At 43.1% G+C, this 15,003-nt stretch carries 12 protein-coding genes; 1 reads left to right on the forward strand and 11 read right to left on the reverse strand.

What is annotated here, in order from left to right:
• Nucleotide 1: 1 nt before the first annotated feature.
• Nucleotides 2-2,341, reverse strand: coding sequence for a hypothetical protein (locus C1S73_RS02800; protein WP_038871134.1), 2,340 nt, complete (start codon nucleotides 2,339-2,341; stop codon nucleotides 2-4).
• 760 nt (nucleotides 2,342-3,101) lie between these two features.
• Between C1S73_RS02800 and C1S73_RS02805 the strand changes: the two genes are divergently transcribed.
• A complete protein-coding gene (locus tag C1S73_RS02805) occupies nucleotides 3,102-3,725 on the forward strand; it encodes an HD-GYP domain-containing protein (RefSeq protein ID WP_038871131.1) in 624 nt (207 codons plus the stop codon).
• Between the two features lie 137 nt (nucleotides 3,726-3,862).
• On the opposite strand, the gene C1S73_RS02810 is transcribed toward C1S73_RS02805, so the two are convergent.
• The 10 genes from C1S73_RS02810 to fucI all read right to left on the reverse strand — a co-directional run bounded on the left by C1S73_RS02810 (nucleotide 3,863) and on the right by fucI (nucleotide 15,001).
• On the reverse strand, nucleotides 3,863-4,294 hold the full coding sequence (locus C1S73_RS02810) for a GNAT family N-acetyltransferase (protein WP_038871130.1): 432 nt from the start codon (nucleotides 4,292-4,294) through the stop codon (nucleotides 3,863-3,865).
• 106 nt (nucleotides 4,295-4,400) lie between these two features.
• Nucleotides 4,401-5,288: a phytanoyl-CoA dioxygenase family protein gene (locus C1S73_RS02815; RefSeq protein ID WP_038871129.1), complete on the reverse strand. Its 888-nt coding sequence runs from the start codon at nucleotides 5,286-5,288 to the stop codon at nucleotides 4,401-4,403.
• 16 nt (nucleotides 5,289-5,304) lie between these two features.
• The gene (locus C1S73_RS02820) at nucleotides 5,305-6,528 is read right to left on the reverse strand and encodes a glycosyltransferase family 4 protein (RefSeq protein ID WP_038871128.1); all 1,224 of its coding nucleotides are present in this window, start codon (nucleotides 6,526-6,528) and stop codon (nucleotides 5,305-5,307) included.
• 466 nt (nucleotides 6,529-6,994) lie between these two features.
• Nucleotides 6,995-8,482 (reverse strand): lytic polysaccharide monooxygenase, encoded by a 1,488-nt coding sequence (locus C1S73_RS02825; RefSeq protein ID WP_050566723.1) that lies wholly within the window; start codon nucleotides 8,480-8,482, stop codon nucleotides 6,995-6,997.
• 482 nt (nucleotides 8,483-8,964) lie between these two features.
• The gene (locus C1S73_RS02830) at nucleotides 8,965-9,261 is read right to left on the reverse strand and encodes a DUF1330 domain-containing protein (protein ID WP_038871124.1); all 297 of its coding nucleotides are present in this window, start codon (nucleotides 9,259-9,261) and stop codon (nucleotides 8,965-8,967) included.
• Nucleotides 9,262-9,500: 239 nt separating this feature from the next.
• Complete coding sequence (gene fucO, locus C1S73_RS02835) at nucleotides 9,501-10,649, reverse strand: lactaldehyde reductase (protein WP_038871121.1); 1,149 nt, start codon at nucleotides 10,647-10,649, stop codon at nucleotides 9,501-9,503.
• Between the two features lie 13 nt (nucleotides 10,650-10,662).
• On the reverse strand, nucleotides 10,663-11,310 hold the full coding sequence (gene fucA / locus C1S73_RS02840) for an L-fuculose-phosphate aldolase (protein ID WP_038871119.1): 648 nt from the start codon (nucleotides 11,308-11,310) through the stop codon (nucleotides 10,663-10,665).
• Between the two features lie 25 nt (nucleotides 11,311-11,335).
• The gene (gene fucU, locus C1S73_RS02845; protein WP_038871118.1) at nucleotides 11,336-11,767 is read right to left on the reverse strand and encodes an L-fucose mutarotase; all 432 of its coding nucleotides are present in this window, start codon (nucleotides 11,765-11,767) and stop codon (nucleotides 11,336-11,338) included.
• The gene (gene fucK, locus C1S73_RS02850) at nucleotides 11,760-13,211 is read right to left on the reverse strand and encodes an L-fuculokinase (protein ID WP_038871116.1); all 1,452 of its coding nucleotides are present in this window, start codon (nucleotides 13,209-13,211) and stop codon (nucleotides 11,760-11,762) included. The genes fucU and fucK overlap by 8 nt, the downstream gene beginning before the upstream one ends.
• A gap of 41 nt (nucleotides 13,212-13,252) precedes the next feature.
• A complete protein-coding gene (fucI, locus tag C1S73_RS02855; RefSeq protein ID WP_038871114.1) occupies nucleotides 13,253-15,001 on the reverse strand; it encodes an L-fucose isomerase in 1,749 nt (582 codons plus the stop codon).
• Nucleotides 15,002-15,003: the final 2 nt, after the last annotated feature.

A 15,003-nucleotide genomic window follows, 5' to 3' on the forward strand; every position in this document is an offset into this window, starting at 1 on the left:
CCTAGTAAGCTGCCATGTGCAGTTCTGAAATACGGTAGTTTTTTGATGCCTCTGCGTTCTTTCCGCCGATCGATAGCCAATAAGGATTGGTCAGATCAACTCCTCCAGTTATGTTAAAAGATCCAGAGGGTTCCGCAGGTCTGTCTTCGGTGAGAGAGGTATAGACAAAAACCTCTTCCCCTCTTTTATCAAACCAGTAATAACGGTCAGGGTCACGAAAGCTAATGTTCGTCGAACTAGAAACCTCTCCCCCTTCAAACAGCGAGACTGGTGTGGAACCATAGAGGTTTACATTCAAACCAAATGCTGTCGGTTCTCCTACAGGGTAAGGTCTCGTGTTTCCTGTTTGTATAACTCCGTCTTGCTCCCAAGAACTCTGATCATTTCCTAGCTGTTGTATCATCACAGCGAACTCACCTCGAGAAGAACTGCTGTCAGCCGTGACTCGAAATCTAATAACAAAGTTCTCACCATTAAACGGCGTTTCATAAATGTGAAAAAGCTTGCTGTAGCCGACACCTGGCATCAACATCAAACCTTGTTCATCCGGCTCATATATGCCTTTATTCCAATATTCATCACTGCTCCACAGCGATGGGTCTGTAACATCAATGGCTAGATGATCGTCTTCAGGAACGAACGGAAACAATTCCTCTACGGAGCTAACTTCAATTGATACAACCTCCTCGGTGAAAGAGATATCAAAATATGAATCGTTTATAACGCCTAAATCATTGGTCGTTAGATGACTAATCGGTTCTCTATTCTGAAATACTCCCCGTTCATAAACTGATTCAAGTGTGACATCAGTAAAAGGAGCAAGATTGCCATCAGGATCAAAAACTTGAACCCTGTAGTCATAGCGATTAGATACCGCTGAACTACTTTCGATCACTGATGAGAAATCCTTAACACCATCACTAAGAGCAACACACGTTGTGTACATAGCCACCGTTTTTGACTGGTTGCCAATCAGGCCATCATTCAAGTTAACCGTCGCTGTATTGGTTTCACTGACGTTCTCGGCCGTCCAATACTTCTTGCTCGTTGGCCAGTTGTGGTTGCTGAACGCACTGGTTTCGTTTGCCATAAGGGTTTCAAGTTCGCGTTGGAGTGGCAAACGACCACCACGCACCTTGCAGTATTGACGTGCTTGGGTGAGTGTTTGCGTTACCACCTCTGCATCTTTCAAACCATATTCACCATTTTCTGTATAGGTTGAGGTGTAAGAGGCATTTACGTAGTCTGCATATACTTTTGTCATTGGCGCAAAGAAACGGATCTCTGTATCAATAACTGGGTCGTAAGTGACGATATCTTCCCAATCTTGAATCAATGAAAAATCAGGCTCTACTTCGATTCGAGCAACCGATGTTGTGTAACCTCCCATGTGGTCACTGACGGTATATGCCACATCGTGAGCACCAGGTGTTGTCGACTCAAACGTAAATTGAGTATTCATTACGTCCGTTGGCGACAACAATGCGATCGTAGAGTTAAAATCTTCAACACTGACTAACTGAACGTTATCTCCATCCAAATCGGAGACATATGACGCAACATCTATCGTATTACTTTCACCAAGTTTGATGAGCTCTTGATGAGCAAAAGCATTGGCGGTTGGCGGAGTGTTTTCAGTCAACTCCGAGACAGAAACCGAAATCGTACCTTGTTTGATGGCAGAGTCGCTTTCGTAGCTGTAGAAAATCTCACTCTGCCCTTTTCCTGTCGGGGTAAATTGAATGCGTTGTGAGTCGAGATAAGTGGCACTTCCGTTACCAATAACAACCATCTGTTCTTGTAACTTGTAGCTACTATCTGGCATCGAAGCACCTAACTCCGTTTCAAGGTCAATGATAATTTCTTGATTCTCGGTAGTTGAAGCTGTGATTCTCGGTAGCGATGTCGATGCATATGTTGAAGCAGAAGCAACACGAACATAAGACTCTGACTGTGCGCTATTGCTCATTGGAGAGACTCGGTATTGATACAGGCAATCTTGCGTTTCATTCGAGCTTACATCAAACGACGTTGAGCCAGAGCTGACGACCTGACAAGCATCCCCTGATAATGACTCGACAGACGTAATCTCAAACTCGCTATCATCGCTTGTATTGACATAACCAGTAACGTTAATAGAAGTGCGCTCACCAACAATAGCATTGTTACCGATGTTGGCAGAGAATATCGCTGTATTGTCGACAGGTGAAGTAATTACCGGATTGTCCGAGCCGCCCTCGCTACCACCATTACACGCAGTAAGAAGTGTTGCGAGGGATACGCTTGTTAGTAAAGATAGAGATGAATTCCTTTTCAACAGATACATGTTGAACAGTTTCATTGATGTCACTCGGTTGTTGAAGGTTCAACCATTTTGGCTGCAACACTTCAAAGTAACCACTAAATGACTATGATTAGTTATTAACGATTAAGACTATGATATTAAAATGATTAATTGGGGATTAATTGTTTTTAATTCATGAAATCCAGAGCGTTAAGGCTGGTTAGAAGCTTTTGACACTTTCTATTGCCTTAAGTAGTTGGCAAAAATCGAAGCAATCTTGAGTGCTGCTAATTTCATAGTTTAGAGAGTTGAAGTCCAAATGAACGGTAGCGACAAGCCGCGTTCTTTCGGGTGTCAGTTGAATGGTAATTCGGTTATTAACCAATCCTTGGGGACTTTGGGCATAACCAACTTCTTTTGAAAACTCAGCTATCGCCGTGCGCCATAGCGTTATGTGAAATAGTGTTCGGGTCATGGTGTAATAATTAATACTGATTGTTCGAGCGGCTATCATCCACACGAGCGGAATCAGTTACCAATAAATGCTTGTGAATAATGCCATTAATCACGGATTGAAGAAGCATGACTGTTAACCATTTTTACTTATGCAACCACAATCTAAAACCCATTCTCCCATAGATTTTCGCTATTAATTTTATACGATACTATCCCATTGATTCCAAACAATTACTTCATTGTAAAAACTTCTAAAATGGCCATTTAACCCTTATTAATCTCGATTCACGACCATTCATTTAACACAAACACTGACCTTCACCATACTTGCCGGCCCAAACGAACGACTTAAGGTGTAGGTATGCAAAACGTCAAATTCAATCATGTGTATGCAATGGCATTGAACCATGCACATTCATTTACAGCACTTGAGTTGCTACAAGAAATGGCTGAGCACTCTCCGGAAACCTATACACACACGCTCAATGTATGCTTAGTCGCTTATGATTTTGGTGAGTTTCTGAGTTTTACAGATGCGCAGTTAGAGCTGATTTTTGATGCTGCTCTAGTACATGACTTAGGCAAGCTAAAAACACCAACGGCTATCCTCCATAAACATGGCAAGCTTGAACCAATTGAACGTCAAGTGATGAGCGAGCATGTAAAGCACACCTATCAGATAGCAAGAGGCATTAAAGCTCTAGAAACAGCGACAATGGTTGGTGGTCTTCATCATGAACGTTGGGATGGAAATGGTTATCCATTTCGACTTAAGGGCGACGAGATTCCATTTATCGCGCAAGTGCTCGCGATTGTCGACACATGGGACGCAATGGTTTCAGACAGAGCTTACAGAAAAGGCATGCCTAACTCGAAAGCAATCAATATCCTTTTAACCGAAAAAGATAAAGGCCAGTTTAATCCGAATCTAGTCGAGCTGTTTGTTACTTACATTGATTGTCACGGTAAAAGCAACCTGTCGTGAAAAACACTTTCTTTCCTATACCTGTTTTGAGTGACTGCCTATATCCAACGGTTACAAACGGAAACGCCCAAAGTTATTAGCTTTGGGCGTTTCTTCTAGCAAAACCTTGTTAAGGCGGATGTACGACATATCGAGCGTTACAACGTCATGTGTAAAATTGGAAATGGTTTACCCATATCATCGAGTGGTGAGCGAGATTCGATTTTAAAGCCCATACGTTGGTAAAAACCGACGGCTTGTGGGTTTTGCTCATTCACATCGACTTTTACTGCGCCGAGATGTTTGATCGCATGTTGCAGCAACATCTTACCTATGCCCTTTCCTCTTGCTTGATCTAGAAGAAACAGCATCTCGATTTTTTCATCATGAACACCAACAAAACCTTGTATTGCACCTGCAGTGTTTTTTACACACTTTAAGGTGACTGCAGGAAATGCTTGCTCAATAATGATGGGTTTAAAAAACTCAATATCTTCTTCTGTGATGAAGTCATGCGTCACTCGGACTGAGTTTTCCCAAACTACTAGCAGCTCTGCATAGTGTTCAGGAAGCACATTTTCTACCGTCATAGGTGTTCTCTCTTTGAGTGGACTGAAGTTCAATGTGCAGCCGCGAATCGGCATTTTAACAAGATCACTGTATTCTGCCTACGCTAGACGATTAAGAATAACGTCCTCAAAAGATCTTTGTCGCCACTCGATTAAATAATTGTTGGCAATCTTGTCCAAGAAGACGGGTAAATAACCCAGCTTTAACCAAACTATGCAGAGCTGGATAACGTTGTTTCGGTATAAAGCCATCTTCAAAATATCGCTCATCGCCGAACCCTAAGATTCGTTCATGTTCTTTGGTCAAACCTTTCAAAAAAGCAGCGTTGAGCAAAAGCGGCGCGTACCGATCATACTCCTTATCCAAACTCTGAATAGGGAAAGCAGGATCGTGAAAATTGTAAAACACCACATTACGAGATGTCAGCACCGGATAGTTTTGTCGGTGAACCCCACTCGTATCAAATAAAAAGGCGGTTCCTGCCTTGCCGGTCACGTGTCTTATTGGCAAGTTCATTTCGTCGACTTGCGCTTTATTCCAATGACCCGGAGCCAATTTTTGCCGATGGCTTTGCTCTACGTAAGCAAACTCACCACTGTTTACATCGGTAAGATACACACCCAACTTTATCTGGGGTGGTGGCTCTTGGCATCGGTCAACGTCATACCAAGCGTCGTTATGCCATCCATGAAAATTACGAGTGGTACGAATGGTTTTCCACCCCCTAACCTCAGTCACTTGAAATCGGTCGCCAATGTAGTCACGGCATATATGCATCAAATCATCATGTTGGATTGGGTACAAAAAAGCAGGCGACAGTGTAAGTAAGTTTTCAATGAGTAATCGCCATCGTTCATTTTGTTGGTATCCCGTCCAAGTATTAAACTGTGGATGGGTAAGGTGTTGATCAAAGCATCGCTGCATTTGCTCGAGCTTAGGTAGCGGAACATAACCATCAAGCACAACAATACCGTTTTCACGTAATTGTTTGAGAATATCTTCTACGTTTAGCATTAGAGCTCCCTCTCTCCTAACCTCTCAATTCGAGCATTTTTTTCATGCTCTCCCACAAACTTTCATTCGAATTAAGCAAACGTTGATAATGCGAAAAAGTCTTAGACACCATATTGTCCAAGCCAAAGTTCTGTTCTGCATGACGTCGGCCGTTTTTGCCAAACTCTACTCTAGCGTCCGTATCTTCGATTAATCGCCAGATAGCGTCATATAAACCAGTCTCATCCCCAGCTTCAATTAAGATCCCACTGTGATGATGCAGTATGACCTCTGGTAGACCACCTATATTAGAAGCAACAACAGGAACACCGCATGCGGACGCTTCAATCGCAGTAAGACCAAACGCCTCTCCCCAAAGAGACGGCATAACAAACACATCCGTGACACTCAAGATATCCGGAACATCAGAGCGTAAACCTAAATATTGAATGTCTCTCTGGTAATCCTGATGAGCACAAAGAGTTTCCACTTCTTTACGGTATGCGCCATCGCCAATGATCAAGAACTGGCATTCGATACCACCATCAACACAACGTTTGGCAACATTGAGAAAATGGTCGATGCCCTTCTCCTGTGTCAGCTGACCAATGAAGGCCACTATCATGATGTCGTCGGATACGCCAAGTTGCGCGGACTTAATCTGCCTTGCTTTCTCTTTAGATATCGCCGATTGAAACCGCGCGAGGTCAATACCGTTATAGAGGCGATGTATTTTGTGGTGAGCATTTGGCAAGTTTCGAGCAATGCGTGATGCAACAAAATCAGAGACAGGCAGATATGCGTCAATCGCGAGACTCAGAATACTTTGCCGCATAGAACGGAGTTGGTTTAAGACCAAATAATCTTTACTGGGCATACCAAGAGGATTGGAGCTGTGATCCGTAAAAACAATTTTTCCGCCCCACCTCAATTTACACAACAACAAACTCGGATCTGTTGGACCAATAAAGTGGGTGTGAAGAATATCGACTTTACGCTCTTTCAATAAACGCACAATGAAGCCTGAATTAGTGATTTTGTCATAATCTAAGCAAATAAGCTCACAGCCTGACTCAAGCAGCCATGTCTTCAGAGTCGGTGATATGGGTTCAATAACGCAGACAATGTAAGTCCAACCACGCTTTTGGGCTTCTTTTCCCATTGACCATAGGTAGTCTTCAAAAGAACCTTGTTTTTGGGGTGAGATTAACGCCCAACAAAACACTGTTGGTTTGAATACTAAATCATTGGAATCTTTCACTGCTTTCTCCTTCACTATCTCCGTGAGCAAAGAGGTCGCCCCATAATGCTCATTGGTCGTAAGTTAGAAAGCCAACCGAGTACCTATTTTCAATTTGATAACGAGAGATGCGCTGTCCCCCGGTTATTGTTCACTATGCAATAACAAAGCCAAGGGGAGATGCAAAGGCGCCAAACGAAAAAAGAGCCCTCACATCCATGGGGCTCAAGTAAAATTTCGCATTATTGTCATTTTAAGGTGAGGTCAAGACTATAGGAGGTGTTAACGCTCAGACGCATATTAACCCACCAGAATGATTAGGAATAAGCATCTGAACTCTCGAGTTTTTTAGAATTGCTTATTGCATTCGACGTCGAGTTTCAATTACTCATCGTCAAAAAAGCCACCATACATCAACCATGGTGGCTTTCTTATTTATCAATTTAATAAACGCGTAAACTGATATCTCTCAATATGAGAATCGAGATTAGTTAGTTGGACGCCAAACACCCCATTGGTCTTTCTGGTAAGTCGCTTCAGGGTTGTCACCACCTTGAATCCACCACTGTGCTTTCCAGTTTTGGTCAGCGTAAGAAACCACTTCACCACCTAAGTATGTTTTAGCAGCATCCCAAGTGCCATTCTCATCTGGATCTGGTTTAGGATCTGGGTCTGGCTCAGGTTTTGGTGGCGTAATTTCGTCATCACCTGCAATAACCTCGAAAGTAAACGTCTCAGCACGTGCGCTGTTTACCGCGTTAGCAACAAATGACAGTGTTTCGTTCTGCGTGATTGCACTAGTGTTTACCACTATAGACGAAGTACCGTTGTTCTGAATGCTCACCGATGAACCTTGAGTTTGTGTTAGGTTCGCGGCTTCACTTGTGGCAATAATTACGCTGTCACCAGCATTGACGACTTTATCGCTCTTCACAAGTTCATAAATATCGCCAGTCAGTGGCTCTACACCACCATCATCACCATCAATAACTGAAATCATGCCAGATGCGCGGCTATCTTTTGAGTTAAAGAAGTTACGTGATGGATCATTTTGGAAATACATGTAATGTGACATTTCTTCATGCCAATCACCGATGAAGACTGCGCCGTCTTTGAACTCTGCGTGCCAACCGTTGATTTCTGAAGCAAGTAGACGTGCCCAATCATTTACGTTCGAAGCTTCAACCTTAATATCAAAACTACGTGCCACATCGCCATTCTTGTTGATGATGTCATATTTAACTGTGTCACCGATTTCAGGATTTACAAAACCTTGAGGAATGTACAGGTCACCGCGAACAAGATCAGCTTCAGGAGGAAGAGTATCACCACCTGCAATAGTGATATCAGAACAGTTGTAGAAGCCTTCACCAGCGGCATCATCACGCTGCCAACGAACAAATAGAATCGCGTCACCAGAACGATCTGACGGAATCGTAACGTCCATGCGGTATTTGCCGCCATTTACGGGAACATTACCTACCGTCTGAATCAAGTCTAGATCGCCCCATGCCAGTGCTTTACTTAGATCCGCACCAGGTTTGGTTAGATAAAACTCCCAGAATGAAGGGTTGTGAGGAGCCGTCGCATTAAACACAAATTCAAATGTTCCTGTGTTTAGTTCAGTACGAGTCCAAGCCGTATGTGGCGCACCCATTCCCTTTTTCTGAGAGTCATTTGCATAACACAATGTGCCGTCAGGAATCGCCGCTTTCACTGCTGCCATATTGTTGTAATCAGTAATGTTCTTAGCGAATTCATTACGCTGAACAAAAGGATAAGAACCAGAGATATCTTTCGCTTGAGCACATGCTGCATTTGGTGGCGTACCAGACCAAACTCCACCTTGTTCGTAACACGTGTTTTGACGAGCACTCGGGAACTCAGACCAGCCGTGAGCATTGGCTGCTGTAGGTAGCCCGGATAGCATCGCCATACCCACTGCTACTTTAAGAATGTTTTTATTTGCTTTCACTTTTTTCACTCTCTACCGTTTATAGTACAAATAAGATTCAACGGATGCTTTATAACCGTTGTTACTTATTTCATGTTTATAGTTTTAATCAGTAAACAGTTAAAAATAATATACGTAAGTTCTATCAATGAAAGTTTGACGATTATCGATATGAACAAACATCACAAATTTAAATAAAACGACAATTTCAGAACATACTGACAAAAAACTAACAAACAACAATATTTACAATCACTTAAATGATCATCTCAAAAGAAATTTAGCATAAGGCTAGAGCAAATAGTTTAATAAAAAACACCATTTATAAATATTAAATATAATTGATTATTTTGTGACTCAGTTTCCAAGAATGATGAAGTAAATAATTAGAGATTAATAAATAAACGAACGCTAATATTTTCTGTAAAAATACCAACCACTAATTCATTATAAATTTAATATAACATCAATATTAGCGCTGTCTATTTAATCTACTTGCTTATTTAAACAGCAGGCACAGGGATAATTTTCAGATCTCCCATCGCTTTTTCGTCACGCAGTTTTCTCAGTGGTGCGTATTCAGGAGAGTCATGCCACGCGTGCGCCGCTTCTAAAGATGCCCAGTGTTGAATGACACAAACATCTGCCCCCACATCCCCATGGAATGTCGTTGGTGATTTGTTGATCGCAATTGTCTGACCACCATAGATTTGAGTGGTTTCAGAAACACGTTCAGCATACTCATTGAAAGCTTCCATATCCTGAATTTTAAACTGTATATAAAGGTAAGTTGGTGTCATGTTGATTGCCTATTTGTTTGATTGAGTCACTAAATCTCACAATACGCCTTTCGAAACGCAAAAAAGGAGCTGACGCTCCTTTTCTGTTAGTTGTGGATATGAACATCTCGTTGAGGGCACAATCCATTGACACAATCATTCTCTCACTACAAAGTTTCATATTTAACTTCTGTGGGAGCAATATAGCTAACACGTAGTGCCCAGTAATAAATTCATTACGTTATTTGTAAAGAGTCGAATTACAATGACATCAAATATAGATTTTGAACCTCTTCTCGAGTTGGAGTCCTTGGATTTCCTGCTAAACAAAGGTCAGAAAGTGCTTTTTCTATCCAGTTATCGCAATCTTCCTTTTTGATGCCTAATGTAGAAAAACCAACAGGAATTCCAACTCGTTTTGATAAGTCTCGTATCAACGTAATTGCTAACTTAGCGCTTTGCTCGTTATCTAAGCTTGTAACATCCCCTCCCATTACATGTGCAATCTCACGAAACCTATCCGGAGAATGCTCTGCATTAAACTCGCAGACAATTGGTAACAAAATCGCGTTACACACGCCATGAGGGAGGTTATGCGTCGCCCCTGGTTGGTGAGCCATCGCGTGAACAAGTCCTAAGCCTGCACTATTAAATGCCATACCAGCCAAAAACTGCGCGTTAGCCAATTGCTCACGAGCTTCAATGTTCTTACCATCATCTACAGCAACAGGAAGCCATTGCGCTATCAGTTTAATCGCTTCAAGCGCTGTCGGTTTCGTCAACGTATGAGCACCCGGCGTGACATAAGCCTCGATGGCATGTGTCAGAGCATCCATACCAGTTGCTGCAGTGATATTTGCCGGTAAATTGACCATCAACAATGGGTCGTTAACCGCAATATCTGGGATCTGTTTAGCGTCGATTATTACCATTTTTACTTGGCGTACTTCATCAGTGATCACCGAATTCGATGTCATTTCCGCAGCAGTACCCGCAGTGGTATTTATAGCAATAAAGAAATCACCCGCTTGCTTAACTTTACCCACACCATCGTAATCGACAATATCGCCTGAGTTAGCAGCTACAATACGAATTGCCTTCGCACAGTCGACGGGACTTCCTCCACCGACCGCAATAAAACAATCACAGCCCGCCTCTAAATAAAGAGACAAACCTTCTCTAACTAATGTCGCCGTCGGGTTTGGCGTGACTTTATCAAACAATTCATAGTCAATAGAGGCTTGGTCTAGTAAATCAAATAAATGATCAAGAAGACCAAGTTCAATTAAGTTTTTATCCGTTACGACTAACGCTCGCTTCACTGGTTGTTGACTCAGTGTCGCGATAGCATCATCTATAGCCCCAACACCAGAATAACTGAGCTTAGGAAGATTTAATGCAAAAGCCATGGTTTATCACTCCTTACTTCTCTATACGTAACCCATAAGATTTGAACTTTTCAAGCACGACTTCCATTGAGGCATCATCCAACACAGGCACATCAGCCGTAATAGCCAAAGTTTTGAGATAGAGATCTGCCAAGACTTCCACCTCATGAGCTAACCACAATGCTTTTTCTAAGTTCGCTTCGCCCGCAATCAAACCATGATGCTGCAGCAAAATTGCTTTGCTCTTAGAAATCCCGTCTTCAACGTATTGAGCAAGCTTAGCACTACCAAATGTCGCATAAGGTACACAAGGAATCTCGGTAGTACCTGATGCCGCGACCATGTAATGAATGGCAGGAATTGGCTTATTCAAGATAGAAACCGCTGCGCAATGAATCGCGTGGTTATGAACAACTGCATTCACATCATCACGCTTTTTGTAGCAAGTTAGATGGAATAGCCATTCAGACGATGGCAGCTTTCCTTCTTCAAAACTCCCATCTTCGGCTACATACACAATGTGGTCTGGGGTGAGTTTTTCATAAGGGATACCGGTTGGGGTAATCAACATACCGTTATCAAAGCGTACACTCACATTTCCTGCTGTACCTTGGTTCAAACCTAGACGGGTCATTTCCAAGCACGTATCGATAATTTGTTGGGAAAGTTCTACTCGATTCATTTTTATTCCTTAACCTTTTATTTCTTTAAAGAGTTGTGACACCTTTTTTGAGAATAATATTGCCGTATTTAGCAACCTCCCCAGTGAGTACCACTGCATAGCACTGCTTTGCTCGCTCATAAAAAGCAAAGCGCTCTACTCTTTCAATTTGTTCTTGGTTGACGTTAGAAACAGTCATCGCTTCCAAGTATTTGTTCTCGACACTAGGGTCAAGTTCATCGCCCGGTACTGCCTGCATCATGATCACGGGCTGATCAATATATTGATCCAGTTCGAACAACTCAACGACACCACCTAGTAAGGTGTCTACACCGACACCGTCACAGCGAATCACATTGTGATTAAAGGTATGCGCTGGAAAATGAGCGTCAGCAAAGAGAATTTCATCGCCATGTCCCATCTCAGACAGCGTGGCTAAAAGCTGAGGCGAAATCGCTGGATGAATACCTTTAAGCATGGCAGCGCTCCTTCTCTTTTTTTGTTGATACGCAAGAGGTTGGGTTAACCACCTGCAAACTTGGTTTCATTTGAGATTGTGCGGTTTGGATACTTGGGTAGAACCCCACGCCGAAGAAAGCAAACATGGCAGCGCCAAGCACCGTGGCTTCTGCTTGTTCAACAATATGCAGTGGTCTTTGTAAAGCATCAGCTTTCAACTGGTTCCAAAGGGCATTCTTGGTACCACCACCCACGACCACGACTGGTCCGTCATTGAGGTGACAAAGTTGATTCAAATAGTCGAATCGATGTTTAAGCTGACGACTTAGTCCTTCAAAGACTGCTCGAACAATTTGTCCACGGGTGGTATGAATGGATAATCCTTCGATCGCACCTTCACCAATGCCATCCGCGTTGAGTGCAAACCGTGGTACGAAGACAACCCCTCCAGCCCCACTACCAGCTTCATTCGCTTCTTGAATCATGATGCTATACAAATCATCCGCGCTTTTTTCCGCAGAAAAAAACTGCGTCGCAACCCATTCAATCACGGCACTTGATAACCATTGCGTCGCTGGATTGTAGAACCCTTTAACGGAATCCAACTCGACCGTTACACCATTTTCTAACGCTTCGGTATTAAGTTGAGGGCGCTGACTTCGAGCCATCAATATTTCCCAAGTGCCTGAACTTAAGAATGCTTGATTCTCTTCCGCACCAGAACCGATCAAAGCAAATTGCGTATCATGGCCTGCAGATATCACCGGAAGCCCGCTCTTAACACCAAAACATTCAGCAACAGATGAGGTCACGGTGCCAATAGTCTCTCCCGCCATCACGAGAGGAGGAAAATTCAACTCCGATAGCCCTAAATAGTCGAATACTGATGTGTTCCAATTACAACTGTTTAAGTCGGTCATCATGGATGTACCTGCCATGGTGTAATCCGTCGATAAAGTGCTGGTTAATCGGTGCGTAATCATCGAAGAGATAAACACAAATTTATCCATCTTTTTGAATACAGCTGGTTCGTACTCTTTTAACCAACGAAGCTTATAGAGGGTATTGAAGCTGTAATCACCAATTCCGTTATTACGATAAAGATCAATACGGTCCAACTCTGTTTCAACTTGCTTCATTACACCGAGGGTTCGCGGGCATTTCCACGAAATAATCGGGTATATTTGATTACCATTGCGGTCGAATGGTGCGCCATCAACACCAAATGTCGTGACCGTAAAAGCAATGACATTTTTCGCACCAACTTCAGCTACAACACGTTGCCCACATTCAATCAACTTCTGCCAGATATCTTCGAAATCCCAAATATGAAAAGCTGAGTTATTTTCATCTTGCTTAGTCGTATTCTTCATAAAATGTGATGCAACGATTTCACCTTGAGGATCAATGGCGATCGCGCGCAAGTTAGTTGCACCACAATCCAAAACAATCACTACAGACATAGAAACTCCTATCAGGGCGGAGTTTTCTCCGCCCATTGCAGCTACTTGTAAAGTGGACCGAAGTTGGCACAAGCACGGTAGTCTTGGCCTTCTTTGTCTTGACCAAATGCACTCCACGTATGTGGTCGGAATACATCCTTGTCTTCAACGTTATGCATCGCAACAGGGATACGAAGCATAGAGGCCAAAGTGATTAGGTCGGCGCCAACGTGACCGTAAGTAATCACACAGTGGTTTGCTCCCCAATTAGCCATCACAGAATAAACATCTTTGAATGCGCCTTCACCATTGATACGAGGTACAAACCAGGTGGTTGGCCAAGTTGGATTAGTGCGTTCATTTAAAGTTTCATGGACTTCTTTTGGCAGTGTAATTGAATGGCCCTCCGCGATTTGCAGCACAGGACCTATGCCTTTTACGATATTGATACGGTGCATCGTAAATGGCATACCACCGTGCGTTAGGAAGTTTGAAGAGAAACCACCCCCACGGAAGTATTCGACATCTGCTGGCGGCCAACAAGTCGCACTTAAACATGCTTCGGCGTCTTCAGCACTCATATTCCAATGGGGCTTAATCACCGATTCACCATGTTGATCTTTGGCTTCACCACTGCCATCTAACGCTGCTGAGCCAGAGTTTACTAAATGGATAAAGCCCGCTTCTGGTCGATACCCACTTACGCGCTCAACAGAGTCTTGAGACCAATAGGTACGAACATCGCAGAACACTTGAGCTTGACCTGTCAGCATCTTGCCAAAGAGCATATTTACGCCATTTAGGCTATCGTTCTCAGTCGCAATAACAAATGGCTCACGAATGCCATTCCAATCAAATGAAGAGTTTAGAATGGCCTCACTGAAGTCACCATTAGGCAGGTGATCTGTCCAATGACGCTGGCCTTGGAAACCACCAACAACCGCATTATGACCTAGCGCTTCTTCTCCAAAACCCATTTCAGCTAGCTTAGAATTACCTTCCATCAGATCACGCATGATCATTGTCATCTTGACCACCGTTTCCCAATCTTCTTTTTTACGCTCTTCGAGCATTGGTGTACGGTTATAATCCTTGCCTTCTTGGCAGTGTTCTTTCGTCCAAGCCAGAGCAAGTTCAAATTCTTCTTTATCAAAAATCTCTCTGTCTAAGCGACGTTTAATCTCTGTCATATCGACATATTCATTACGCATGCCTAAGTAATGTTGGAAGAACGGCTGATCGACAATGGAACCTGCGATTCCCATAGAGACAGAGCCCATAGATAGGTATGACTTCCCACGAATGCTCGCAACGGTTAGGCCCGCTCGACAGAATCGTAAAATTTTGTCTTGAACATCAGATGGGATAGAAGTGTCATCCTTATCTTGAACTTCTTCACCGTAGATAGAGAATGCAGGTAAGCCCACTTGAGAGTGACCCGCCATTGCCGCCGCTAAATACACTGCTCCAGGGCGCTCAGTCCCATTAAATCCCCAGATTGCTTTTGGCATATGAGGGTCCATGTCGATGGTTTCTGTGCCGTAGCACCAGCAAGGTGTAACTGTGATACTAAGCCCCACATTTTCACGTTTGAACTTATCTGAACAGGCCGCAGCTTCAGCGACGCCACCGATTGTAGAATCGGCAATAACACACTCGACCAACTCTCCGCTTACATGGCGCAGGTTTTCTCTAATGAAATTCGCAAGATTCTTTGCCATATTCATCGTTTGTTCTTCTAACGACTCACGCACACCAAGACGACGACCATCAATAGTTGGACGGATACCGATTTTGACTAAGTTGTTCATAT

Origin of the sequence: Vibrio jasicida 090810c, from assembly GCF_002887615.1 — a bacterium.
Lineage (GTDB): Bacteria > Pseudomonadota > Gammaproteobacteria > Enterobacterales > Vibrionaceae > Vibrio > Vibrio jasicida.